The sequence below is a fragment of the Pseudomonas sp. LjRoot71 genome, assembly GCF_964253255.1.
In the GTDB taxonomy this organism is placed as follows: domain Bacteria; phylum Pseudomonadota; class Gammaproteobacteria; order Pseudomonadales; family Pseudomonadaceae; genus Aquipseudomonas.
In genome coordinates this window covers 350397-372098 of sequence record NZ_CAXURA020000001.1, presented here as the reverse complement: position 1 = coordinate 372098, position 21702 = coordinate 350397, and the positions used below count along the sequence as shown (strand labels likewise).

Below are 21702 nucleotides of genomic sequence, written 5' to 3'. Positions count from 1 at the left end.
AGAAAGCCCGACCTAAGTCGGGCTTTCTTGTTTCAGTATCAAACTACAACTGGATTACAGAACGTCCAGTGGGTAGTCGATAAAGATACGTACTTCGTTCACATCACCATCTCGAGCGTTGGATGGGCCTGCTGCAGCTACCCTATCGGCACGTGTCAGGTTGTGTGCAACGCGGAAGGAAAGGTCTTTAGCTGCGCCTTCTTGAATCACATACCTGGCCTGAAGGCCAAGTTCGTGCTCTTTACCATCGGTTCCTGCAGCTGAAGTTACGTTCCAACCACTGATGTAGCGAGCCATAAAGCTCAAACCCGGCACGCCGTATGACTCCATGTCGATGTCATAACGAACCTGTGCAGACTTCTCGTCTTCACTCCAGAACTCGCTGGTAGTGGCGTTTGCGACCCAAACAGTGCCGCCGCCATCCACGCCGTAGTTATAGGCTGTTTCACCGGAAGACTGTTGGTAAGCGAGGGTTACAGTATGGGCGCCAAAGTTGTAGGCCCCTGCCAGGCTCCAGAGCTTGTTGTCAACTTTGTCACCTAGTTCCTTTTCTTGGCTCTTGGTGCGGTAAGCATTCAAGTCAAAGTTCAGGGACTGGTCATCACTGAGAGGAATGGTGTAGTTGGCGTTGATGTAGTGCTTTTTCCAGTAATCTTCAGTGTCGGCATAGTGGTAGCCAGCGCTGAAGTTTTCTGTGAACTGGTAGTTGGCACCAACAAGGTTGGTGGAAGTTAGGGGGGCGTTGTCGTTAACGTCGCGACCGGTGGCAGTTTGGCTGCTCAGTGCGGTAAAACGACCAGCGTTGAGTTCTAGGCCTTCGATCTCATTGCTGACGATTTGGGTGCCAGTGGCAACTTCCGGCAGGATGCGACTGTCGTCGGTAGAAAATACTGGGCTGGCGGTGAACATGTTGCCATGTTTCAGCACGGTATCAGATACGCGGAATTTGATAGCACCACCAACCTCTGTTTGGGTGTCATCAGGGCGGCCTTCATCCGTCACTGCGAACTGGCCAGTGCCCTGGCGACCACGGCCGCTGTCCAGTTTTACGCTGCTCAGGCTGTGAGCATCAAAACCAACACCTACAGTGCCTTGGGTGAAGCCGGATTCCAGCAGCAGGCGTACGCCAAGGCCGAACTCTTCACGGTAACCACTCTTGAAGCCGCTCGCCTTATTTGCGTCAGCAACGTTGCCGTCGCCATTGCGGAAGTCGCGGTTGAAGTACAGGGCGCGGGTGAAGATGTCGAAGCTGGTGTCTTCGATAAAACCCTTGGATTCGGACTGGCTGGAAGCCACTGCCATTTGGGTGGTGCCCGCTGCTACTGCGAGGGCGATTACGCTCCACTTCATCACTTGCATCGTGATTGCTCCTTTGGTTTAGAAAAGTTGTGTCGTCCGGTTGGTTGTTATATGGACGGCTCTTTCTTTTTGTGTCGGCGGTAACTTATAGCACGCTGCCAATGTTGGCGATAGTTGCAATCTATTCATTACGATTTCTTCACGCTCGTGTCGCAAAAGCTTATGAATCATGTCGCAATTTTGTAGAAGTTCCTGGCGTGCTGCGAGTCAATACTGACGGATTTTTGCCCTTGCTCGCTGGTGGCCTGGGGCTGCCAAACGGTGCAGTGCGATTTGTCAGGGTTTGTATAGCAATAGTCATGCTCAAAATCGAAAAACTCGGAATTTTCTTGTGTTGCAGTGATTGGGGTCCAGTGTTTTCGGGCTTTGCGTTGGTTTTTCCTGAAATTTTCAGTGGTTATTTCTGTTTTTTAATGGGCCGGCAGGCTTTTCTGTGAACTGCTTTCCGCTATGGCTTGGCACAGGCTTGTAGTGAGGCTGGTCTGCCATCAGTGGCATGTTGTGAGGGATTACCGAAGGGAACAATTTTGGTGCGCCTCCCTGTGGTGCATGTGGGGTGTGCTGCCTCTTGGTGCGTGATGGTTTTGCTGGGGCAGGTGTTGGTTGTGGCGCTTCGGCGTATCCTTTGTGCAGTGGCTGGGGTACGGCAACAGACGGTTATTTTCGATTTGTTCTGCTTTTATTTCTGTGCAACGAAAGTTGAGCGGTTTATGCGGTTATAAGTGATTGCGGTACCCACATTCTGAGTTTGTAGCAAGGGAAATGATTATGTTTGCACTCGATGCGCGCTTGCAGCAGGACACTATCTGGATGGGCGATTATCCACTGAGCCGTTTGTTGCTGATGAATGATGTGCAGTACCCCTGGTTTATCCTGGTGCCGCGCCGTGAGGATGTCAGTGAGTTGTTTCAGTTGGATGCAGAGGATCAGTTGCAGCTCTGGCGTGAAACCACTGGGTTGGCTGAGGTGCTCAAGGATTGTTTTGCTGCGGACAAGATGAACGTGGCGACTTTAGGGAATGTGGTCAGTCAGCTGCATATGCATGTCATTGTGCGTCGGCGTGAAGACATTGCCTGGCCGGCGCCAGTATGGGGGCGGCATCCTGCACAGGCCTACAGTGCTAAGCAGTTGGCAATATTAAAAGTACGCTTACGGTTGGTGCTGACTGGCGATTTCAATTTTGCTGAGAGTTGATTTGTGAACATAGACGAGCGTATCAATGAGCTGGAAAGCCGTCTGGCTTTTCAGGACGACACGATTCAGGCACTCAATGATGAGTTGGTGGTGCAGCAGCGCTTGATTGAGCGTTTGCAGATGCAGGTTGCGGCGTTGGTTAAACGGCAGGATGAGGTGAGTTCGCAGTTTGGGCAGGCTGAGAGTGAAGCCCCACCACCGCATTACTGATCTGATCAAATGAAAAGGCCCGCATTGTGCGGGCCTTTTCATTTAAGGGTTAGCGGCGTGTCGGTAATGCGGCGATTACGTCTTCGGCTTGCAGACCCTTGTCGCGCTGCATGACTGCGAATTCAACGCGCTGGCCTTCAACCAGAACGCGATGCCCTTCGCCACGAATGGCGCGGAAGTGAACAAAGATATCGTCACCCGAGTCGCGGGAGATAAAGCCGAAACCCTTGGAAGTGTTGAACCATTTGACGGTGCCTGTTTCGCGGTCGCCCAGGTCTTGCGTGCTGGAGGCGCTGCGTGATTTCAGACGCAGGTTGGTAGCCAGATGGATGGCAATGGCGGTGGCGATGATGATCAGGCTGAACAGGCTGGCGGGTTGGCTGGCAATCTGCGGCAGTGGCGCGAGCAGGATCAGTGTTTGCAGCAGTGTGCCAAGTACCAGCAGTGCGGAAACCAGGTTTTGTGCCTGATGGCGCAGGCCGGCATGCCAGATTGGCAGTTGTGGGGCAAGCAGCAGGTTGAGGAAACCGAACAGGGCAAGGCACAGAGCCTCGGGTTGTTGCAGCAGTGATTCAGGGGTATCGCGTAAGGAGGGTGCAAAAGAAAGCAGTAGAGCAAGTGCGCCGGTCAGAAGGTGGACAATTTTCAACATGTTCGATGGGCTCGCTTAATTCAAATAATCATCAGGAAGAGCTGGTTGCGCGTAGTTGCTGTTGCGGGAGGGAGTAGAGCGCGTGAAGCCAGCCTATACGCCGAACCATGGAGGTGGCCCGGCGGCACGGGGCGTATTTAACAGTAAAGAGGTGGGGTTCTCAATCAGGCGCTGAGTGCTGTTTGGCTGGGGGGGGGGTTACCTGGTTGCGGCCGTCGCGTTTGGCTTGATAGAGCGCGTCATCAGCGCGGGTCAGCAGGGTCTCTAGCGTGTCACCAGGGATTGCCAGGGCATAGCCGAAAGAGGCGGTAATGCTGTCGAGTACTTCGTCAGTACGGCGCACCTTGATGCGCAATGACTGGATTTTCAGGCGCAATTGTTCGGCAAAGGTATGCACGGTTGCCGCATCAAAGCAGTCGCGCAGGATGATGCAGAACTCTTCGCCGCCATAACGCGCGGCGATTGCGCGTGCCGGGAGCATATCGCGTAGTAGCTGGCCAACATGCTGTAGCACGCGATCGCCCAGGGGATGGCCGTACTGGTCGTTGAATTGTTTGAAGTGGTCGATATCCAGCATGACCAGGGCGACGCCATCGTGTTCGCTGCTCAAGGTCTGCTCCAGCAGGCGACTGAAGGCGTTGCGGTTGAATACCTGGGTCAGGCTGTCCAGTGTCGCGGCGATGTGCGCACGCTCCAGCTGGCTGCGCAGGCTTTTGATTTCCTGTTGCGCGGCGTTGAGGCGGTAGAGGAATTTGTCCTGCTGATCCTGCATTAACTGGGTGCTTTGCTGCAGTTCGTTGAGCACATTGGGCAGGTCATCAATGATCGGTTCCTGCAAGGCGGCGAGGCCATGTTCCAGGCTAACTTGGTAGTTGCGGCTGCCCAGGATGCTGCGTGACACATTGCCTTCGATATCGTCGACCAATTCGATGACCTGTTGCTGGCCGGCGCGGGCTTCTTCAAGTTCGCCATGGATGATGTAGTCACGAAACAGCTTGGCCGCAGTTTCCGGAGGGAAACTGTCAAAGTCGGCGACGGTTTTGTCCAGGCGGCGGTTGAGTTCGGGTTCCAGGCCCTTGCTGTAGGTGTACCAGAGGGCGTAATGCACCGGGTTCGGTGGAATATCGTGGCGCATCATCAGGGGGACTGCTTTCTTCAGAAGCGCCGCTGCATCGCGGGTTTCTTCGGGGAACAGTTCCAGGACGCTGGGGGCTTTTGCGGGTTTGTTCATGCACGTCACTGTGGCCAAGTTGCAATTGACCAAAGCATAGAACAGCTGCCGCTCAAGCGCCTAGCAAAAGGCCCGTAGAAACGGGCCTTTTACGTGATTTACCTATGCCGCCAGCAGGCTACGCAGCATCCAGGCAGTTTTTTCATGGACTTGCATGCGTTGCGTCAGCAAATCCGCTGTCGGTTCGTCGCTGACCTTGTCCAGTAGCGGGAAAATACCGCGCGCGGTGCGTACGACCGCTTCCTGACCTTGTACCAACTGTTTGATCATGTCTTGGGCCGCCGGTACGCCTTCTTCCTCTTTGATGGAGGAGAGGCGGGCGTAGGCCGCGTAAGTGCCAGGTGCCGGAAAGCCCAGGGCGCGAATACGCTCGGCGATCTGGTCGACGGCCAGTGACAGTTCGGTGTACTGACCTTCAAACATCAGGTGCAGGGTATTGAACATCGGGCCGGTGACGTTCCAGTGAAAGTTGTGGGTTTTCAGGTACAGGGTGTAGGTGTCGGCAAGCAGGCGTGACAGGCCTTCGGCGATGGCGGCGCGGTCTTGCTCGGCAATTCCGATATTGATTTCCATACCATTTCTCCTCTCAGGTGGCTCGGGGCTTGGCTGCCCATTAATGGGCAGAGACTACCATGGGCTTTACCGAGCTTTATCGTGGTTTATATCAATGAAAGTGATGATTGGAGGCTATTACTTGGCGTGGGTTCAATTTCCGGGCGTTTAGCGGTGCGCCAGCTCTGGTTGTTGTTGCAGTGTCTGGTTAAACAGCTCAACCCAGTGTGCGCTGAACTGCCGCCCAGCCAGGTTGTTGATTTCAAGGATGGCACGTAGCAGCGGGCGCTTGTTCAAGGTTTGATGAGCACGCTCATGGGTGCGGGCGTCAAATGTATCGACGATGCTGATGATTAAGGCGCCTGGACTGATCTCGATTTCTTTCAGTCCTTTTGGATAGCCGTTGCCGTCGGCCTGTTCCTGATGCTGCAGGGTGATTTCGGCAGCAGCGTCCCAGCGCGGCATGCGTTTGAGTAGCTCGTAGGCCAGGCGCGGGTGTGACTGCATCTGCCGGCGTTCTTCGCGAGTGAAGTTCGCCTCCTTGTGCAGCATCTCCAACGGCAGAAAGGCCATGCCGAGATCATGCAGGCAGATGGCGGCGGCCAGCTGTTCGGGGTGTTCGGGGCTGCCGCCGCGTTGGTTGATCGCCAGGCCCAGGTCGAGCTGACGCAGGCCGCGTCCTTGCCAGAAGTGCGAGCGACGTTCGCTGGCTTGCATCAAATCGACAAAGAACAACAGGTCGGCGTCTGCCTCGATACCGTAGTGTCTGAGCAATTCGGCGGCTTCCGGCTCGGCGGTCGCGATACTGGCAGGTGGGCGTGAACTGGGGTCGAGTTGCTGCAATAGGGCACTGCGAATGCCGGTTTGTTGAGTGTTTGGGGCGAGCGCCAGGGCACTGAGCGCCTGCGTGAGGGCCTTGCTCTGTGCTGGGCTGAGCTGCGGTTCGGCGCCGCCAAGGGCGTGGCGGATCTGCTCTTTGAGGTGGTCAAGGGTCAGCAGCAGGATGTCGCCGAGCAAACTGTCGAAATCGAGCTGCGCTTCGCGCAGGCGTGCGAGCACATCCTCCATGGCTTGTGGCACCTTCATCAGTGCGTCTAGGCCGATATAGCCAAGGTTGCCCTTGAGCGTGTGCACCAGGCGAAACAGCTCACGCAGGCGTTCGCTGTCACCGGGCGTGTGTTCCAGTTCGATCAGCAATTGCTCGCAGCGCTGAAACTGTTCGCTGGACTCCAGGCGAAAATCGGCCAGTAAGTCGCTGGGTATTTCTGCCAGATTCGGCGTGGCCATAAGCCTCTTCCTATCTCGATGGTCAGGGCGCTGCACGTCTGAGTATAGAAAGAGCTGGCAAAAGCGCGTGGGCCGGCGGCTGCAAGTGGCGGTCTAACCATATATAATCCCGCGCTTTGCCGCGTTTTGTGGGCGCTGGCAGGCGGTTGCGCATGCGCCGCTGGTCGTTAGTACCCCTGAAAGGCAGCGCAATTGCGGAAAATGGCGCCTGCGCCAGCCGGTTGTCCGGCCAACGAGCGTCGCAGTCATTGCGGCCCAACGAATTCAAGACTCAAGAGAAGCGACTACCACCATGATGCGCAGCCATTATTGCGGCCAACTGAACGAGAGCCTGGACGGCCAGGAAGTCACCCTTTGCGGTTGGGTACATCGCCGCCGTGACCATGGCGGGGTGATTTTCCTCGACATTCGTGACCGTGAAGGTCTGGCTCAGGTGGTATTCGACCCGGATCGCGCTGAGACATTTGCCACTGCCGATAAAGTGCGCAGCGAGTACGTGGTCAAGATCACCGGCAAGGTGCGTCTGCGTCCGGCCGGTGCCGGTAACGCCAACATGGCGTCCGGCGCGATCGAAGTGCTGGGCTATGAGCTGCAAGTGCTGAACGAAGCGGAAACTCCTCCGTTCCCACTCAACGAATACACAGATGTGGGCGAAGAAACCCGCTTGCGCTACCGCTTTATCGACCTGCGTCGCCCGGAAATGGCAGCCAAGTTGAAGTTGCGTTCGAGCATCACCAGCAGCATTCGTCGTTATCTGGATGACAACGGCTTCCTTGATGTGGAAACGCCGATTCTTACCCGTGCCACCCCTGAGGGCGCGCGTGATTATCTGGTGCCGAGCCGCACCCACGCCGGCAGTTTCTTCGCGCTGCCGCAGTCGCCGCAGCTGTTCAAACAGCTGCTGATGGTCGCGGGCTTCGACCGCTACTACCAGATCGCCAAGTGCTTCCGTGACGAAGACCTGCGTGCTGACCGCCAGCCGGAATTCACCCAGATCGACATCGAAACCAGCTTCCTCGATGAGGCCGACATCATGGCCATCACCGAGAAGATGATTCGCCAGCTGTTCAAGGAAGTGCTCAACGTCGAATTCGGCGAGCTGCCGCACATGACCCTGGCCGAAGCCATGCGTCGTTTCGGCTCTGACAAGCCGGACCTGCGTAACCCGCTGGAGCTGGTGGATGTTGCCGACCAGCTCAAAGACGTTGATTTCAAAGTCTTCGCCGGCCCAGCCAACGACCCGAAATGCCGCGTGACCGCGCTGCGCGTGCCGGGCGGGGCGAGCATGCCGCGCAGCAAGATCGACGAGTACACCAAGTTCGTAGGCATCTACGGTGCCAAAGGCCTGGCCTATATCAAGGTCAACGAGCGTGCCAATGGCGTGGATGGCCTGCAGTCGCCGATCGTCAAGAACATCCCACTGGACAACATCAATGTGATCCTTGATCGCGTCGGTGCAGTGGATGGCGACATCGTGTTCTTCGGTGCCGACAAGGCCAAGATCGTCAGCGAAGCCCTGGGCGCGCTGCGCATCAAGCTGGGTCACGATCTCAATCTGCTGACTTGCGAGTGGGCGCCGCTGTGGGTTGTCGACTTCCCGATGTTCGAAGAAAACGACGATGGCAGCCTGACCGCCATGCACCACCCGTTCACCGCGCCGAAGTGCACCCCGGCTGAGCTTGAAGCCAACCCGGCGGCGGCGCTGTCGCGTGCCTACGACATGGTGCTCAACGGCACCGAGTTGGGCGGCGGTTCGATCCGTATCCACGACAAGGCCATGCAGCAGACCGTGTTCCGCGTATTGGGCATCAGTGAAGACGAGCAGCAGGAGAAGTTCGGCTTCCTCCTTGACGCCCTGAAGTTCGGTGCGCCGCCCCATGGCGGCCTGGCCTTCGGCCTGGATCGCCTGGTGATGCTGATGACCGGTGCGCAGTCGATCCGCGAAGTGATTGCCTTCCCGAAAACCCAGAGCGCGGCCTGCGTGATGACTCAGGCGCCGGGTGAGGTGGACAACAAGTCGCTACGTGAACTGCACATTCGCCTGCGCGAGCAGCCGAAAGCGGAATAAAGCGTCACAAGAAGCCTGGTTTACCAGGCTTCTTCTTTATAGAGCCTGCGAGACTCGCACTCTCAGGCCTCGAAATCGGATATGAAACAACCGGAGTGAGTTATGGCTGGTCATTCCAAGTGGGCCAACATCAAGCACCGCAAAGGGCGTCAGGACGCCAAGCGCGGCAAGATTTTCACCAAACTGATTCGCGAACTGACCGTCGCCTCCAAGCATGGTGGTCCGATCCCGGCGGACAACCCGCGTCTGCGCCTGGCGGTGGACAAGGCGCTGACCAACAATATGTCGCGCGACGTGATCGATCGCGCCATCGCCCGCGGTGCTGGTAATAACGAAGCCGACAACGTTGCCGAGTTGAGTTACGAAGGCTATGCGCCGGGTGGTGTGGCGATCATCGTCGAGGCCATGACCGACAACCGCAATCGCACCGCGGCCGAAGTGCGTCACGCCTTTACCAAGTGTGGCGGCAACCTGGGTACCGATGGTTCGGTGGCCTATATGTTCGATCGCAAGGGGCAGATCAGCTTTGCTGTCGGTGTGAGCGAAGATGCCTTGATGGAGGCCGCGCTGGAGGCTGGTGCCGACGATGTGGAAATGGCCGAAGACAGCTCGGCAATGGTGTCCACCAGCTTTGCTGACTTTCATGCCGTCAACGAGGCGCTCCATGCGGCCGGCTTCAAGGCGGCAGAGGCGGAAATCGCCATGATTCCGTCGATCAGTGCACCGATTACCGACCTGGAAACTGCGCAGAAAGTCATCAAGCTGATCGACATGCTCGAAGACCTCGATGATGTGCAGGAGGTCTATCACAACGCCGAGATTCCTGACGAGATTATGGAACAGCTTGGCTGAGTGGTTACGGGTAGAGCAGAGCCGGAGGTATTCAGGTCATTGGCCTGAGCGCTCCGGCTTTTTTGTGGCTGGCTGCTCATTGAGCTGAGCGGTGTGCCGTTGTGGGTCGATATGAATGATGCTTGGCCGCTTTTATAGCCTGTGCCTGAGTGACGTAGGCGCAGGCGGGCTCTATACTCGCGAGCTGGATAAATAGACAGTGTGCTGGCTAAGTGGCTGGTACCTTGAGTGGGCGGAAGGCATGACCTTGATCCTTGGCATCGACCCCGGTTCGCGCATCACCGGTTACGGTGTGGTGCGTGATACCGGGCGCAACTGCGAATATGTCGCCTCGGGCTGCATTCGTACGGGCAACGGTTCGATGCCGGAGCGATTGCAGGTGGTGTTTCGCGGGGTGCGCGAGGTGATCGAAACCTACGGGCCGGTGACCATGGGCATCGAGCAGGTGTTTATGGCGCGCAACCCTGATTCCGCGCTCAAGCTCGGGCAGGCGCGTGGTGTGGCCATTGTTGCGGGTATCGAAGCGGGGCTGGATATTGCCGAATACACCGCCACCCAGGTCAAACAGGCGATTGCCGGCACGGGCGGGGCGGATAAGGAACAAGTGCAGCTGATGGTCATGCACCTGCTCAAACTGGTGCAGAAGCCACAAATCGATGCCTCCGACGCTCTGGCCATTGCCCTGTGTCATGTCCATCATCGGCAAAGTCTGATTCCTCACGGTCTGGTCGGTGCCAAGCGGCGCGCCGGTCGCCTTCGGTTGTAACTTCATTTTTAAGGAAAGCAACGGTGATCGGACGTTTGCGCGGCACCCTGGCGGAAAAACAGCCGCCCCATGTGATTATTGACATAAATGGTTTGGGTTATGAGCTGGAAGTGCCCATGACCACCCTGTACCGTCTGCCGGCAGTGGGTGAGCCGTTGATCCTGCACACCCATTTGGTGGTGCGCGAGGATGCGCATTTGCTGTACGGCTTTTTTGAAAAGCGTGAGCGTGAGCTGTTTCGCGAACTGATTCGCCTTAATGGCGTTGGCCCGAAACTGGCGCTGGCATTGATGTCCGGCCTTGAGGTCGATGAGTTGGTGCGTTGTGTGCAAGCTCAGGACACCTCGGTGCTGGTGAAGATCCCCGGTGTTGGCAAGAAAACCGCCGAACGCCTGCTGGTTGAACTGAAGGACCGCTTCAAGGCCTGGGAAACCGTGCCGGGCATGTCGACCCTGGTGGTGGAACCTCGCGGTGCTAGTGCAGTCACAAGCGCGGAGAATGATGCAGTCAGTGCACTTATTTCGCTCGGCTACAAACCCCAGGAAGCCAGTCGCGCCGTCTCAGCTATTAAGGAAGACGGTTTGAGCAGTGAAGATATGATTCGTCGAGCCCTGAAGGGAATGGTCTAAGTGCTAGAAGCTGATCGCCTGATTACCGCCACCAGTCGCGACCGTGATGAGCAGGTGGATCGCGCCATCCGTCCGCTGAAACTGGCTGAGTATATTGGCCAGCCGAATGTGCGTGAGCAGATGGAGCTGTTTATCCAGGCTGCCCGTGGCCGCAGTGAAGCGCTTGATCACACTCTGATCTTCGGCCCGCCCGGCCTGGGCAAGACCACCCTGGCCAATATCATTGCGCAGGAAATGAACGTCTCGATCAAAAGCACCTCGGGCCCTGTGCTTGAACGCCCGGGTGATCTGGCCGCCTTGCTGACCAATCTTGAGCCGGGTGACGTACTGTTTATCGATGAAATTCATCGACTGTCGCCGATTGTCGAAGAAGTGCTCTATCCAGCCATGGAAGACTTCCAGCTCGACATCATGATCGGTGAAGGTCCGGCTGCGCGCTCGATCAAACTCGATCTGCCGCCCTTTACCCTGGTCGGCGCGACCACGCGCGCCGGCATGCTGACCAATCCGCTGCGTGATCGCTTCGGTATCGTCCAGCGTCTGGAGTTCTACAACACCGACGATCTGGCGACCATCGTCATGCGTTCGGCGGGAATTCTTGGTTTGCCCATCGAACCCCATGGTGCCTTTGAGATTGCCCGACGCGCGCGCGGTACGCCGCGTATTGCCAACCGCCTGCTGCGTCGCGTGCGTGATTTTGCCGAGGTGCGCGGGCAGGGCGAGATTACCCGGCCTATTGCCGACCTGGCGCTGAATCTCTTGGATGTCGATGAGCGTGGCTTCGATCACCAGGACCGACGTCTACTGCTGACCATGATCGAGAAGTTCGACGGTGGCCCGGTCGGTATCGACAACCTGGCTGCGGCGATCAGTGAAGAGCGTCACACCATTGAGGATGTGCTCGAGCCCTATCTGATTCAGCAGGGCTATATCATGCGCACCCCGCGTGGACGTGTCGTCACGCGGCATGCCTACCTGCACTTTGGTCTCAATGTGCCCAAGCGTATGGGCGAGTTGCCTACCGCAGATCTGTTTGGCCGCGACGATGATTAAGAAAAAATACTTGGCCAAGACGATTGGCAAGACCAGGAGCTGGCACTAGAGTATGCGCGCGCAAAACGGAGTTCAGCCGTTCACCCTTCGTTGTCGGGTTTATTTCGAAGACACCGATGCGGGCGGCATCGTCTACTACGTCAATTACCTCAAATTTATGGAACGGGCTCGCACCGAGCGCCTGCGTGATCTGGGTTTTCTCCAGTCGACGCTGGCCGAGGAGGGCCTGTTGTTCGTTGTGCATTCGGCCGAGGCGCGCTATCACGCACCGGCCAGGCTTGATGATGAGTTGCTGGTAAGTGCTGAAGTAGTCGAGTTGAACCGCGCCAGCCTGCGTTTTCGTCAACAGGTCAGGCGGGCGGCGGATAATGTGCTGCTGTGTGAAGGGCAGTTTATGGTGGCTTGTGTGCGCGCCGACAATTTGAAACCCCGGGCCATTCCCCAAACTCTGCATGCGGCCTTTGCCGGGCAGGGCGGCGCGGGTACATCTAGAGCAGGAGAGTAAGCGTGGAAGCAACAGCCAACGCCGTTGACCATATGTCGATGTGGAGTCTGATCAGCAACGCCAGCCTGGTGGTGCAACTGGTAATGCTGACGCTGGTGGCCGCATCGGTCATGTCATGGGTCATGATCTTCCAGCGCACGGCACTGCTGCGCGCAGCCAAGCGTGCGCTGGACAACTTCGAAGAGCGTTTCTGGTCGGGCATCGACCTGTCCAAACTCTATCGCCAGGCGGGTAGCAACCCGGACCCGGATTCTGGCCTGGAGCAGATATTCCGTGCAGGTTTTAAAGAATTCTCGCGTCTGCGTCAGCAGGCTGGTGTCGATCCGGATGCGGTGATGGATGCCGTAGCGCGTGCCATGCGGGTGGCGATCTCCCGTGAGGAAGAGAAGCTTGAGCAGAGCCTGCCGTTCCTTGCCACCGTGGGTTCGACCAGCCCCTATATCGGTTTGTTCGGTACCGTATGGGGCATCATGAACTCCTTCCGCGGCCTGGCCCAAGTGCAGCAGGCGACCCTGGCCACTGTGGCGCCGGGTATTGCCGAGGCGCTGATCGCTACCGCGATCGGTCTGTTCGCCGCAATTCCTGCGGTGATCGCTTACAACCGCTTCTCGGCGCGCGGCGAAATGCTGATTGGCCGCTACTACACCTTCGCCGATGAGTTCCAGGCGATCCTGCACCGCAAAGTCCACACCAGCGACGACTAAGCCTTAGGCACTCTTTAAGAAAGGTTTTAAGCCATGGCCAGAATTCGCAACAGACGCAAGCCCGTCGCCGAGATGAACGTGGTGCCCTACATCGATGTGATGTTGGTGCTGCTGGTGATCTTTATGGTGACCGCGCCGATGCTCAATCAGGGCGTCAAGGTTGATCTGCCGAAAGTCAGCAGTGAAGCCCTGCCACAGGACAACAACGCGCAGGTGTTGACCATCTCGATCAAGGCTGACAAGTCCTATTACTGGAATATGGGCACCGAGGTCGATGTCGACACGGTGCAGGACAAAGCACTGACACTGGAAGAAATGACCCGCGCGGTCACCTCGATCATCAGTCAGAGCCGGGCAACCGGCAAGCAGGTGCAGGTGTTTGTACGTGGTGACAAGACAGTCGACTACGGCACCATCATGGCGGCCATGGGCGGCCTGCAACAGGCTGACGTCGGTAACGTCGGGCTGATTACCGAGGCCCCCTGATGCACGACCAGCGCGAGCGTTCGCCCTCGGAAAGTCTGTTCTGGCCTGTGGTCTGGGCTGTGGGCCTGCACGTCATCATGTTTGCCATGCTGTTCGTCAGCTTTGCTTTTGCCCCCGATCTGCCGCCGGCCAAACCTGTGGTGCAAGCCACCCTGTACAAGTTGCAGTCACAGAGCCAGGCCACGACCCAGACCAATCAGAAAATCGCCGGCGAAACCAAAAAGACCACGGCTCCGGTGTACGAGACCGAGCAGCTTGAGCAGAAAAAAGCCGAACAGGAAAAAGTAGCAGCCAAGGCTGCGGAACAAAAGAAAGCGCAAGAGGCTCAGAAAGCCGAAGCAGCCAAAAAAGCTGATGCCGAGAAGAAAGCGGCTGAGCAGAAAAAGCTTGCTGATGTAGCCAAGAAGAAAGCCGCGGATGAGGCTGCTAAGAAAAAAGCCGCTGAAGACGCCAAGAAAAAAGCAGCAGAAGAGGCGAAGAAGAAAGCCGCCGCTGAAGCTGCAAAGAAGAAAAAAGCGGATGACGCCAAGAAAAAGGCGGCAGAAGCGGCCCAGCGCAAGGCCGTAGAAGACAAGAAGGCTGCTGCATTGGCCGAGTTGCTGTCCGAGGATGTGGGGCGCCAGCAGGCAATCGCTGATACGGTTGGTGATGAAGTTGCCGGCAGCCTGGATGACCTGATTGTTATGCTGGTCAGCCAGCAATGGCGGCGACCGCCATCAGCGCGTAATGGCATGAGCGTAGAAGTGCTGATCGAAATGCTGCCCGATGGCACCATTACCAATGCCAGCGTGACACGCTCCAGCGGTGACTCGCCATTTGATAATTCAGCCGTACAAGCGGTGCGTAACGTCGGACGTATTGCTGAAATGCAACAGCTGGACCGCGCTACTTTTGATCGCCTTTACCGGCAGCGTCGCGCTGTCTTCAAACCGGAGGATTTAGGTCTGTGAATACCCTGATGCGTCTTGTTCTGCTCGGTCTGACCTTGGTGGTCGGCACCGTTCAGGCTGCTGATCCGTTGGTGATCAGCAGTGGCACCGACCGTGCCACGCCCATCGCCGTGGTGCCGTTTGGCTGGCAGGGCGGCAATGTGCTGCCTGAAGACATGGCGGAAATTATCGGCAGCGACCTGCGCAACTCCGGCGTATTCGAGCCGATTCCCCGGCAAAACATGATCAGCCTGCCGACTCAGGCGGCTGAAGTGATCTACCGCGACTGGCAGGCTCTGGGCGCGCAATATGTGCTGGTGGGCAGCATCGTGCCCAACGCGGGTCGTCTGCAGGTGCAGTTCGCTCTGTTCAACGTCACCACCCAGCAGCAGGTCATGACTGGCAGCGTAGGCGGCGGCGTTGATCAACTGCGTGATATGGCGCACCACATTGCTGACCAATCCTTCGAGAAGCTCACCGGTGTCAAGGGCGCTTTTTCGACGCGCATGCTGTATGTGACGGCCGAGCGTTTTGCGGTCAACAACACCCGTTACACCTTGCAGCGCTCCGACTATGACGGTGCGCGTGCGGTAACCCTGCTGCAGTCGCGTGAGCCGATTCTGTCGCCGTCCTTCGCGCCCGACGGCCGTCGCATCGCCTACGTGTCGTTCGAGCAGAAGCGTCCGCGCATCTTCGTACAACACATCGATACCGGTCGCCGCGAGCAGATCACCAATTTCGAAGGCCTCAATGGCGCGCCAGCCTGGTCGCCAGATGGCAATCGCCTGGCGTTCGTGCTGTCGCGCGATGGCAACCCGGAAATCTATGTGATGGATATGGGGTCTCGTCAGCTGCGTCGTGTCACCAACCAGCCGTCGATCGATACCGAACCCTTCTGGGGTAAGGACGGTCAGACCCTGTACTTCACCTCGGATCGTTCCGGTAAACCGCAGATCTATAAAACCAACATCAACGGTGGTTCGGCAGAGCGTGTGACCTTTATTGGTAACTACAACGCCAACCCGAAACTCTCCGCCGATGAGAAGACCCTGGTCATGATTCATCGCCAGGATGGTTACACCGTGTTCAAAGTGGCGGCACAAGACCTGCAGCGCGGCAATTTGCGGATACTTTCAGATACCAGTCTGGATGAGTCGCCTACTGTCGCGCCCAACGGCACCATGGTAATCTACGCCACCCGCCAGCAGGGCCGGGGAGTCCTGGTATTAGCGTCCACCAATGGTCGCGTCAGGCTCCCTCTTCCTACCGCTCAAGGCGAAGTTCGAGAGCCTTCTTGGTCCCCTTACCTGAACTGATGCGGCGCTACACCTTTGTTGCTTGAAATACTGCTTAACACACTGGGGTTCATTAGGAGTTACATGATGGAAATGCTGAAATTTGGTAAGTTTGCTGCCCTGAGCCTGGCTCTGGCCGTTGTAGTTGGTTGCTCCTCGAAAGGCGGCGACGCTGCTGGCGAAGGCGCTGTTGATCCTAACGCTGGTTACGGTGCCAACACTGGCGCTGTTGATGGCAGCCTGAGCGAAGAAGCTGCTCTGCGCGCTATCACCACTTTCTACTTCGAATACGACAGCTCCGACCTGAAGCCAGAGGCCATGCGCGCTCTGGACGTGCACGCCAAAGACCTGCAAGGCAATGGCGCTCGCGTAGTTCTGGAAGGCCACGCTGACGAGCGCGGTACCCGTGAGTACAACATGGCTCTGGGCGAGCGTCGCGCCAAAGCTGTACAGCGTTACCTGGTACTGCAAGGCGTTTCCCCAGCTCAACTGGAACTGGTTTCCTACGGTGAAGAGCGTCCGGTTGCAACTGGCAACGACGAGTCTTCCTGGGCTCAAAACCGTCGCGTCGAACTGCGTAAGTAATTCGATATGCGTACGTGCCGTCGTGCTTTAACCGTTTTGGCGCTCAGCCTGCCGCTTGCGGCTGTGGCTGAGGTTCCCGTGGTGGATAACAATGCCGGTTACGGCAGCAGTTACCCGCCTGCTGGTTATGGTACGTCCGGCACCTACGCCGGGGCAGGGGCTGCGGCTCCTGTCTCGGCGCAGGGCATGCTGTTCAACCAGCTGCAGCAGATGCAGGAAGAGATCGCGCAACTGCGCGGTACGCTGGAAGAGCAACAGAACGAGATTCAGCGTCTTAAACAAGAAAGCCTGGAGCGTTATCAGGATCTTGATAAGCGTCTGAGTGGTGGCGCAGCAGGTGCTGCAGTCAACCCGAATTCTTCAACCGCTGGCGCGATCAACGCCAACGGTACGCCGACCCCGCCAGTGGCTGGTCAGGCGCAAGCGCCGGCAAGCAGCGAGCCTGCCGATCCGGCCAAGGAAAAGCTGTTCTACGAAGCCGCCTTTGACCTGATCAAGGCCAAGGACTTCGACAAGGCCAGCCAGGCATTCACAGCCTTTCTGCGCAAATACCCAAATAGCCAATACGCCGGCAATGCGCAGTACTGGCTGGGTGAGGTGAACTTGGCCAAGGGCGATCTGCAGGGTGCAGGCCAGGCTTTTGCGCGCGTCAGCCAGACCTACCCGAGCCACGCCAAGGTGCCGGATTCGCTGTTTAAACTGGCGGACGTTGAGCAACGTCTGGGTAATAGCGACAAGGCCAAGGGTATTCTGCAGCAGGTTATTGCGCAGTACCCAGGCAGTTCTGCTGCACAGCTGGCACAGCGCGACTTGCAGCGCTTGCCGTAAGCTGAATTGCAGTCATGAAACCCGCGCCTGGCGCGGGTTTTTTATGCGCCGGTATTTGTGAGGGCGTTCTGTGGCCATCGCTGTGGGAAGCAGAATCTCCTGCGGAGGTTTTTATGGTCTGCCATCTCTGGCGGCCACCCTGCGGGCCGTCGCTGCGCGACGTTAAAGACTGCTCCAGGCAGTTTTTTATGGACTGCCATCCTTGGCAGCCACCCCGCGGGCCGTTGCTGCGCAACGTTAAAAATTTCTCCCGGAAATTTTTTCGTATACAATCCGCGGCCCTTTTCCCGCAACGGAGGCGGATGGCCTGTTTAGCCGTCACGCCCGTGGCTGATATGCAAGAAACCCTGCGCATTACCGAGATTTTCTACTCGCTGCAGGGCGAGACGCGCACCGCCGGCTTGCCGACTGTGTTCGTTCGCCTGACCGGCTGTCCTTTGCGTTGCCAATACTGCGACACCGCCTATGCCTTCAGTGGCGGCGAGATCATGTCGCTGGATGCCATCATCGAGCAGGTGGCCGGCTACAAGCCGCGCTATGTCTGCGTGACCGGTGGCGAACCGCTGGCGCAACCCAACTGCATTCCTCTGCTCAAGCGCCTGTGCGATGCCGGCTATGAGGTGTCGCTGGAAACCAGCGGCGCTCTGGACGTGTCGGCGGTCGATCCGCGGGTGAGCAAAGTGCTCGACCTTAAAACTCCGGGTTCGGCTGAAGTGGCGCGGAATCGTTATGAAAATATCGATCTGCTGACACCGAATGATCAGGTCAAGTTTGTTATCTGCTCGCGTGAGGATTACGACTGGGCCGTGAGCAAGCTGATTCAGTACCGCCTGGAAGCGCGTGTCAGCGAGGTGCTGATGTCGCCCAGCCATCATGAGCTGGATGCGCGTTCGCTAGCCGAATGGATCATTGCCGACAACCTGCCTGTGCGCTTGCAGATGCAACTGCACAAGATTCTCTGGAATGACGAGCCGGGACACTGAGATGAGCGATAAAAAAGCGGTAATTCTACTTTCCGGCGGCCTGGATTCGGCCACCGTGGTGGCGCTGGCCAAGGCTGAGGGCTACAGCTGTTACACCATGAGTTTCGATTACGGTCAGCGCCATCGTTCCGAGCTGCAAGCGGCTGAGCAGGTAGCGCGGCAGCTGGGCGTGGTCGAGCATAAGGTGATTGGCCTTAATCTCAATGGCATGGGCGGCTCGGCCCTGACCGATGCGACTATTGATGTACCGGAAGGTCCCACTGAAGGCATTCCGGTGACCTATGTGCCGGCCCGTAATACGGTCTTCCTCTCCCTAGCCTTGGGCTGGGCAGAGGTATTAGGCGCACGCGACATTTTTATTGGGGTCAATGCCGTGGATTACTCCGGTTACCCGGATTGCCGACCGGAGTTTATCGGGGCCTTCGAACGCATGGCCAACCTGGCGACCAAGGCCGGCATTGAGGGACAGGGCTTTCGCATTCAGGCGCCGTTGCAGAACATGAGCAAAGCCGAGATTGTCCAGGCGGGTGTGCAGCAGGGGGTTGATTATGCGTTGACCGTGTCCTGCTACCAGGCCGACGAGCAGGGCCGTGCCTGTGGCAAGTGCGACAGCTGTCGTTTGCGCGCTGCGGGTTTTAGTGCTGCGGGCTTGGCTGATCCAACCCGGTATTTCTAAAAAAATCGTCATGAACTGTTGAATTTATGAATTAAATCAGTATCATGCGCACCGCGTCGGGTCGTTAGCTCAGTTGGTAGAGCAGTTGGCTTTTAACCAATTGGTCGTAGGTTCGAATCCTACACGACCCACCATATTGACCTTCCTCGAAGGTATGAGAAGCCTGAAAATTCTGATTAACGGAATTTTCGGGCTTTTTTGTATCTGTAACTTTTACCGCCTGCATGGGGTTGCACGCTGCCTGCTGCGGCATCATCCAGGCGGGTATACTCGCTGCACTGAAAGCATATTCAGAGCCTGATGACATGACCCAGATTTCCGAACGCCTGCTGGTACAAGCCCACCTTGATGCCAAGCAACCCAAGCCGCTGACGCCCGAGCAGGAGGCGTTTTACCGCGCCGAGATCGCCGCCGAGCTGAAAAAGCAGAACGCTGTGCTGGTGGCTCACTATTACTGCGATCCGGTGTTGCAGGCGCTGGCGGAAGAGACCGGCGGTTGTGTGTCCGACTCCCTGGAAATGGCCCGGTTTGGCAATCAGCATCCCGCGCAGACGGTGCTGGTGGCGGGCGTCAAATTCATGGGGGAGACGGCGAAGATCCTCAATCCGGAAAAGCGCGTGCTGATGCCGACGCTTGAGGCGACTTGCTCGCTTGATCTGGGTTGCCCGGTGGAAGAGTTTTCGGCGTTCTGCGATCAGCATCCGCAGCGTACCGTTGTGGTGTACGCCAATACCTCGGCCGCGGTTAAAGCGCGGGCCGACTGGGTGGTGACGTCCAGCTGCGCCGTGGAGATCGTCGAACACCTGATGGATAACGGTGAAAGCATCATCTGGGCCCCGGATCAGCACCTGGGACGCTATATCCAGAACAAGACCGGTGCCGACATGCTGTTGTGGGACGGCGCCTGCATCGTTCATGAAGAGTTCAAGGCCAAGCAACTGGCGGATATGAAGGCGCTGTACCCGGATGCCGCGGTACTGGTACACCCAGAGTCGCCAACAGCGGTTATCGAGCTGGCCGATGCGGTGGGGTCCACCAGTCAGCTGATTGCTGCAGCGCAGCGCCTGCCGAACAAGACCTTTATCGTCGCCACCGATGCTGGGATCTTTTACAAGATGCAGCAGTTGTGCCCGGACAAGGAGTTTGTCGCCGCGCCCACCGCCGGCAACGGCGCCGCGTGTCGCAGTTGCGCGCACTGCCCATGGATGGCGATGAATACTCTGCAGCGCACTCTGGAGTGCTTGCGCGAGGGCAGTAACGAGATATTCGTCGATCCGGCACTGATTCCCAAGGCGATCAAGCCACTCAAGCGCATGCTGGATTTCACTCAGGCGGCGCGGCTCAAGCTCAGCGGCAATGCCTGATGCCATAAAATGAAAAAGCCCGGCCAGTGCCGGGCTTTTTCGTGTTTAGCGCAACATCTGTTCGATGATGCGCTTCTCTTCCATCAATTCGCGCTGCCTGGCGTCGATCCGCGATGCCAGTTGGAAGTTGTTGCTGGCACGGCGTTTGGCAAAGTCGAGTTGTTCCAGGGCCTGGTTGTAGTCGCCGACCAGGGCGAAAAATTCGCCACGGGCCTGGTGCAGGCCAATGGTGTTACCGATCAGACCGCGTACTTCGGCCACCTGATACCAGACGTCAGGGTCTTTGCCGCGAGTCTTCAACAGATCATCCAGCGCCCGTTCGGCTTCCTGGGTGCGGCTCTGTTTCATCAGCAGGTCAATGTGCGCCTGGTTGACCGGGTAGCTGTTCGGGTACAGCGAAAGCAGACGGGTGACGCGGCTCTGTGCGTCGCTCAGGCGGTTGGCGGCCATGTCCAGTTCAATCTGCGCCAGGTTGTAGCTGACATCGTTGGGGGCGCTGGCGAGCAACGGTTGCAGGGTTTCGCGGGCGTCCTTGTGCTGGCCGCTTTTGATCTGCGCAATCGCCAGGCCGTAACGCGCGGCTTCCATCTGCGGGTTTTCGTCGAGCATGTTGCGAAAACGCTTGGCAGCGAGCCCAGGAGTTTCTTCATAGGTCAATTGCACGCGTGCGCGCATCAGTTGGTAGCGCACGCTGTCGAGGGTGCCCTTGGCGGTGTACTGCTCGGCGCGGTTGCGGGTGTCGGCGATTCGTGATTCGGACACCGGGTGGGTCAGGAGGAATTCCGGCGGCATGCGATCATAGCGGTACTGGCGCATCAGGCGCTCGAACATGCTGGGCATGGCGCGGGGATCGAAGCCGGCTTTCTCCAGATTGACCAGGCCGATGCGGTCGGCCTCCTGCTCATTCTGTCGGGAGAAACGTCGCTGCTCCTGCATAGCCGCTGCCTGGGTCGAGGCGATGGCTGCGATGCCCAAGTCGCCCGCGCCAGCTGCGGCCGCCACGATGCCGGCAAGCAGGCCGGCCATGACCGGCAGTTGCATGCGCTGCTGCGCTTCCAGGCCTCGGGCGAAGTGTCGCTGCGACAAGTGCGCCAGTTCGTGGGCCATCACCGAGGCGTATTCGGCTTCCGTCTGGGCATACAGGAACAGGCCGCCGTTGACCCCGACAATCCCGCCTGGTGCGGCAAAGGCGTTGATCTGCGGGCTGTTGAGCAGCACGAACTCCAGGCGGCGATCTTGCAGCTGGCTGGTTTCGCTCAGGCGGTAGACGCTGGTTTCGACGAAATCCTTGAGTTGCGGGTCGTCGAGCTGACTGACCTGGCCACGCACCAGGCTCAGCCAGGCGCGGCCGAGTTGGTGTTCTTGTTGTGGCGATACGATGGCGGAACTGGCGTCGCCAAGGGACGGCAGATCACTGGCCATGCCGGGGGTTGCCAGCAGGCAGGTTAGCGTCAACAGGGTAGGGCGCAGAAGGTTCATGCACAAAGCTCGTGT

At 57.9% G+C, this 21702-nt stretch carries 23 protein-coding genes, 1 tRNA gene and 1 pseudogene; 18 read left to right on the top strand and 7 right to left on the bottom strand.

Annotation, left to right across the window (positions count from 1 at the left end; translation table 11 throughout):
- Positions 1–54: 54 nt before the first annotated feature.
- Positions 55–1359, bottom strand: coding sequence for an OprD family porin (locus ACSQ17_RS01820; protein WP_436067339.1), 1305 nt, complete (start codon positions 1357–1359; stop codon positions 55–57).
- 768 nt (positions 1360–2127) lie between these two features.
- Between ACSQ17_RS01820 and ACSQ17_RS01815 the strand changes: the two genes are divergently transcribed.
- Both ACSQ17_RS01815 and ACSQ17_RS01810 read left to right on the top strand, forming a co-directional pair.
- Positions 2128–2553 carry an HIT domain-containing protein gene (locus ACSQ17_RS01815; RefSeq protein WP_436067338.1) on the top strand — a complete coding sequence of 142 codons (426 nt, stop codon included), beginning with the start codon at positions 2128–2130 and terminating at the stop codon, positions 2551–2553.
- 3 nt (positions 2554–2556) lie between these two features.
- Positions 2557–2763 carry a SlyX family protein gene (locus ACSQ17_RS01810; RefSeq protein ID WP_436067337.1) on the top strand — a complete coding sequence of 69 codons (207 nt, stop codon included), beginning with the start codon at positions 2557–2559 and terminating at the stop codon, positions 2761–2763.
- 49 nt (positions 2764–2812) lie between these two features.
- Here the strand turns inward: ACSQ17_RS01810 and ACSQ17_RS01805 are convergent, their stop codons facing one another.
- The 5 genes and pseudogenes from ACSQ17_RS01805 to ACSQ17_RS01785 all read right to left on the bottom strand — a co-directional run bounded on the left by ACSQ17_RS01805 (position 2813) and on the right by ACSQ17_RS01785 (position 6485).
- A complete protein-coding gene (locus ACSQ17_RS01805) occupies positions 2813–3037 on the bottom strand; it encodes a cold-shock protein (protein ID WP_233685204.1) in 225 nt (74 codons plus the stop codon).
- A 105-nt stretch (positions 3038–3142) separates the two neighbouring features.
- Positions 3143–3415: pseudogene (locus ACSQ17_RS01800) on the bottom strand (cold shock domain-containing protein membrane protein); the annotation flags it as partial.
- Positions 3416–3575: 160 nt separating this feature from the next.
- Positions 3576–4646: a GGDEF domain-containing protein gene (locus ACSQ17_RS01795; protein ID WP_436067336.1), complete on the bottom strand. Its 1071-nt coding sequence runs from the start codon at positions 4644–4646 to the stop codon at positions 3576–3578.
- A gap of 102 nt (positions 4647–4748) precedes the next feature.
- A complete protein-coding gene (locus ACSQ17_RS01790) occupies positions 4749–5219 on the bottom strand; it encodes a Dps family protein (protein WP_108489828.1) in 471 nt (156 codons plus the stop codon).
- 147 nt (positions 5220–5366) lie between these two features.
- A complete protein-coding gene (locus ACSQ17_RS01785) occupies positions 5367–6485 on the bottom strand; it encodes an HD domain-containing phosphohydrolase (protein WP_436067335.1) in 1119 nt (372 codons plus the stop codon).
- Positions 6486–6777: 292 nt separating this feature from the next.
- Between ACSQ17_RS01785 and aspS the strand changes: the two genes are divergently transcribed.
- From aspS to nadA, 16 genes are all read left to right on the top strand, one after another.
- A complete protein-coding gene (gene aspS / locus ACSQ17_RS01780; RefSeq protein ID WP_436067334.1) occupies positions 6778–8553 on the top strand; it encodes an aspartate--tRNA ligase in 1776 nt (591 codons plus the stop codon).
- Positions 8554–8655: 102 nt separating this feature from the next.
- Positions 8656–9405, top strand: coding sequence for a YebC/PmpR family DNA-binding transcriptional regulator (locus ACSQ17_RS01775; RefSeq protein ID WP_436067333.1), 750 nt, complete (start codon positions 8656–8658; stop codon positions 9403–9405).
- A 241-nt stretch (positions 9406–9646) separates the two neighbouring features.
- Positions 9647–10171: a crossover junction endodeoxyribonuclease RuvC gene (gene ruvC / locus ACSQ17_RS01770; RefSeq protein ID WP_436067332.1), complete on the top strand. Its 525-nt coding sequence runs from the start codon at positions 9647–9649 to the stop codon at positions 10169–10171.
- A 23-nt stretch (positions 10172–10194) separates the two neighbouring features.
- Positions 10195–10800, top strand: coding sequence for a Holliday junction branch migration protein RuvA (gene ruvA / locus ACSQ17_RS01765; protein WP_436067331.1), 606 nt, complete (start codon positions 10195–10197; stop codon positions 10798–10800).
- The gene (ruvB, locus tag ACSQ17_RS01760) at positions 10801–11853 is read left to right on the top strand and encodes a Holliday junction branch migration DNA helicase RuvB (RefSeq protein WP_436067330.1); all 1053 of its coding nucleotides are present in this window, start codon (positions 10801–10803) and stop codon (positions 11851–11853) included.
- Between the two features lie 52 nt (positions 11854–11905).
- A complete protein-coding gene (gene ybgC / locus ACSQ17_RS01755) occupies positions 11906–12358 on the top strand; it encodes a tol-pal system-associated acyl-CoA thioesterase (RefSeq protein WP_436067329.1) in 453 nt (150 codons plus the stop codon).
- A gap of 32 nt (positions 12359–12390) precedes the next feature.
- Complete coding sequence (gene tolQ / locus ACSQ17_RS01750) at positions 12391–13062, top strand: protein TolQ (protein ID WP_436070411.1); 672 nt, start codon at positions 12391–12393, stop codon at positions 13060–13062.
- 33 nt (positions 13063–13095) lie between these two features.
- Positions 13096–13548 carry a protein TolR gene (tolR, locus tag ACSQ17_RS01745; RefSeq protein WP_436067328.1) on the top strand — a complete coding sequence of 151 codons (453 nt, stop codon included), beginning with the start codon at positions 13096–13098 and terminating at the stop codon, positions 13546–13548.
- On the top strand, positions 13548–14498 hold the full coding sequence (tolA, locus tag ACSQ17_RS01740; RefSeq protein WP_233684601.1) for a cell envelope integrity protein TolA: 951 nt from the start codon (positions 13548–13550) through the stop codon (positions 14496–14498). The genes tolR and tolA overlap by 1 nt, the downstream gene beginning before the upstream one ends.
- Positions 14495–15793 carry a Tol-Pal system beta propeller repeat protein TolB gene (gene tolB, locus ACSQ17_RS01735; protein ID WP_436067327.1) on the top strand — a complete coding sequence of 433 codons (1299 nt, stop codon included), beginning with the start codon at positions 14495–14497 and terminating at the stop codon, positions 15791–15793. Before tolA ends, tolB begins: the two co-directional genes overlap by 4 nt.
- 66 nt (positions 15794–15859) lie before the next feature.
- The gene (pal, locus tag ACSQ17_RS01730; RefSeq protein ID WP_436067326.1) at positions 15860–16357 is read left to right on the top strand and encodes a peptidoglycan-associated lipoprotein Pal; all 498 of its coding nucleotides are present in this window, start codon (positions 15860–15862) and stop codon (positions 16355–16357) included.
- A 6-nt stretch (positions 16358–16363) separates the two neighbouring features.
- Positions 16364–17185, top strand: a complete 822-nt coding sequence (gene ybgF, locus ACSQ17_RS01725) for a tol-pal system protein YbgF (protein WP_436067325.1) — start codon at positions 16364–16366, stop codon at positions 17183–17185.
- Between the two features lie 335 nt (positions 17186–17520).
- Complete coding sequence (gene queE, locus ACSQ17_RS01720) at positions 17521–18168, top strand: 7-carboxy-7-deazaguanine synthase QueE (RefSeq protein ID WP_436070410.1); 648 nt, start codon at positions 17521–17523, stop codon at positions 18166–18168.
- A 1-nt stretch (position 18169) separates the two neighbouring features.
- Positions 18170–18844, top strand: a complete 675-nt coding sequence (gene queC, locus ACSQ17_RS01715; protein WP_436067324.1) for a 7-cyano-7-deazaguanine synthase QueC — start codon at positions 18170–18172, stop codon at positions 18842–18844.
- Positions 18845–18902: 58 nt separating this feature from the next.
- Positions 18903–18978 (top strand) — tRNA-Lys (locus ACSQ17_RS01710).
- Positions 18979–19149: 171 nt separating this feature from the next.
- The gene (gene nadA, locus ACSQ17_RS01705) at positions 19150–20208 is read left to right on the top strand and encodes a quinolinate synthase NadA (RefSeq protein WP_257779261.1); all 1059 of its coding nucleotides are present in this window, start codon (positions 19150–19152) and stop codon (positions 20206–20208) included.
- A 45-nt stretch (positions 20209–20253) separates the two neighbouring features.
- On the opposite strand, the gene ACSQ17_RS01700 is transcribed toward nadA, so the two are convergent.
- A complete protein-coding gene (locus ACSQ17_RS01700; RefSeq protein ID WP_436067323.1) occupies positions 20254–21687 on the bottom strand; it encodes a M48 family metalloprotease in 1434 nt (477 codons plus the stop codon).
- Positions 21688–21702: the final 15 nt, after the last annotated feature.

Bases quoted from the DNA above. Each gene is read 5' to 3' on its own strand.
- ACSQ17_RS01820 (WP_436067339.1), bottom strand. From the start codon at position 1,359: ATGCAAGTGATGAAGTGGAGCGTAATCGCCCTCGCAGTAGCAGCGGGC.
- ACSQ17_RS01815 (WP_436067338.1), top strand. From the start codon at position 2,128: ATGTTTGCACTCGATGCGCGCTTGCAGCAGGACACTATCTGGATGGGC.
- ACSQ17_RS01795 (WP_436067336.1), bottom strand. From the start codon at position 4,646: ATGAACAAACCCGCAAAAGCCCCCAGCGTCCTGGAACTGTTCCCCGAA.
- ACSQ17_RS01790 (WP_108489828.1), bottom strand. From the start codon at position 5,219: ATGGAAATCAATATCGGAATTGCCGAGCAAGACCGCGCCGCCATCGCC.
- ACSQ17_RS01785 (WP_436067335.1), bottom strand. From the start codon at position 6,485: ATGGCCACGCCGAATCTGGCAGAAATACCCAGCGACTTACTGGCCGAT.
- aspS (WP_436067334.1), top strand. From the start codon at position 6,778: ATGATGCGCAGCCATTATTGCGGCCAACTGAACGAGAGCCTGGACGGC.
- ACSQ17_RS01775 (WP_436067333.1), top strand. From the start codon at position 8,656: ATGGCTGGTCATTCCAAGTGGGCCAACATCAAGCACCGCAAAGGGCGT.
- ruvC (WP_436067332.1), top strand. From the start codon at position 9,647: ATGACCTTGATCCTTGGCATCGACCCCGGTTCGCGCATCACCGGTTAC.
- ybgC (WP_436067329.1), top strand. From the start codon at position 11,906: ATGCGCGCGCAAAACGGAGTTCAGCCGTTCACCCTTCGTTGTCGGGTT.
- tolQ (WP_436070411.1), top strand. From the start codon at position 12,391: ATGTCGATGTGGAGTCTGATCAGCAACGCCAGCCTGGTGGTGCAACTG.
- tolR (WP_436067328.1), top strand. From the start codon at position 13,096: ATGGCCAGAATTCGCAACAGACGCAAGCCCGTCGCCGAGATGAACGTG.
- tolA (WP_233684601.1), top strand. From the start codon at position 13,548: ATGCACGACCAGCGCGAGCGTTCGCCCTCGGAAAGTCTGTTCTGGCCT.
- pal (WP_436067326.1), top strand. From the start codon at position 15,860: ATGGAAATGCTGAAATTTGGTAAGTTTGCTGCCCTGAGCCTGGCTCTG.
- ybgF (WP_436067325.1), top strand. From the start codon at position 16,364: ATGCGTACGTGCCGTCGTGCTTTAACCGTTTTGGCGCTCAGCCTGCCG.
- queE (WP_436070410.1), top strand. From the start codon at position 17,521: ATGCAAGAAACCCTGCGCATTACCGAGATTTTCTACTCGCTGCAGGGC.
- queC (WP_436067324.1), top strand. From the start codon at position 18,170: ATGAGCGATAAAAAAGCGGTAATTCTACTTTCCGGCGGCCTGGATTCG.
- nadA (WP_257779261.1), top strand. From the start codon at position 19,150: ATGACCCAGATTTCCGAACGCCTGCTGGTACAAGCCCACCTTGATGCC.
- ACSQ17_RS01700 (WP_436067323.1), bottom strand. From the start codon at position 21,687: ATGAACCTTCTGCGCCCTACCCTGTTGACGCTAACCTGCCTGCTGGCA.